The 1,325-nt window shown below is 73.9% G+C and carries 2 protein-coding genes; both read left to right on the forward strand.

Translation table 11 applies throughout. From position 1 onward, the window contains the following. Positions 1-313 (forward strand): GNAT family N-acetyltransferase (locus FRW57_RS21635; RefSeq protein ID WP_152187041.1); only part of this gene is annotated, 313 nt, incomplete at its 5' end. 10 nt (positions 314-323) lie between these two features. Beyond that, positions 324-1,307 carry a DUF3500 domain-containing protein gene (locus tag FRW57_RS21640; protein ID WP_137120784.1) on the forward strand — a complete coding sequence of 328 codons (984 nt, stop codon included), beginning with the start codon at positions 324-326 and terminating at the stop codon, positions 1,305-1,307. Positions 1,308-1,325 lie beyond the last annotated feature (18 nt).

The raw sequence follows: 1,325 nt of genomic DNA on the forward strand, positions 1-1,325 counted from the left end.
CGCGCACGGCGTCGGCGTGGAGCGGCTCCGCGCGGTCGGCGTGCTCTTCGCCGACCGCCGGCTGGCCGGCAGGGGCATCGGCTCGGCGCTGCTCGAGACCGCCACCCGACACGCGCTCGCCGACGGTGGCGCACCCGTCCTGGACGTGGTCCCCCACCACCCCGCGCCGGTGGGCCTCTACCGCAGCCGCGGGTGGCAGGAGGTCGGCCGTTGCCGCACCGTGTGGCTCCCCGATCACGTGGACCCGCTCCACGTGATGATCCTGCCCCTGCAACACGAGGCGCGCGGGCTCGAAGCCCGTCGGTGCGGATAGCTTGTCCGGCATGGACGCGACGCTCTCGGACCGGTTGCGGGCGGCGGCGGCCCTCGTGGTCGAATCCCTCGGCGTGGAGGGCGCGGCCGCCGCGATGGCGCCGTTCGATGTCCCGAACCGCCGGGAGTGGACCTATCTGCCGGGGCCTCGGCCCGGTGCCATGCTCGGTGACCTGTCACCCGCCTGTCGTCAGCAGGTGATGGCCCTGATGGAAGCCGGTCTGAGCGCTGCCGGTGCTCGCACGGCCCTCGACGTGATGGCCCTCGACGGGGTGCTGCGCGAGCTCGAGCGCGACGTCGAGCGTCCCGGTTGGCAGCGCCGGCATTCCCTGCACTACTGGTTCCGGTTGCTCGGTGATCCCCGGGACAGTGTCTGGGCCTGTCACCTCGGCGGCCACCACCTCGCGGTCCACCTGACCGTGGTGGGTGATCGCGTGTCCGCGACGCCCCAGTTCTTCGGCGCCAACCCGGCGGTGGTGCCAACCGGCCCGCGGCAGGGGTGGCAGGTGCTCCGACCCGAGGAGCAGCGGGCACGCGCCCTGCTGGCAGCGCTCGGGCCGCCGGAGCGTGACCTGGCCATCGTCTCGGCGACAGCCCCCGGCGACATAGCCACCCGGCGCGACCCGGTCGCCGACCCGGCCCTGGTGCCAACCGGTATCCCTCGCGCCGCCCTCGACCAGCAGCAGCGCGACCTGTTGGACGCGTTGGTGGGCTGCTACCTCGAGCGCGTGGCCGACGAGGTGGCAGGTCCGGCCCGGCAAAGGGTGCACGAGTGCGACGACGACCAGGTGTCCTTCGCCTGGGCCGGCTCGACGCAGCTGGGCGGCCCGCACTACTACGCGGTGCGCGGACCGACCTTCCTGCTGGAGTACGACAACACCCAGGACGGCGCCAACCACGTGCACACGGTATGGCGGGACCTCGGCCGTGACTGGGCCGCCGACCTGCTGGCCGCGCACCACGCCGCCGCGCACTCGCGCGCCGACGACGACTGACCGCGGATCCCGTCGCCC

Origin of the sequence: Segeticoccus rhizosphaerae (assembly GCF_009192725.1) — a bacterium.
Lineage (GTDB): Bacteria > Actinomycetota > Actinomycetes > Actinomycetales > Dermatophilaceae > Segeticoccus > Segeticoccus rhizosphaerae.

Bases quoted from the DNA above. Each gene is read 5' to 3' on its own strand.
- FRW57_RS21640 (WP_137120784.1), top strand. From the start codon at position 324: ATGGACGCGACGCTCTCGGACCGGTTGCGGGCGGCGGCGGCCCTCGTG.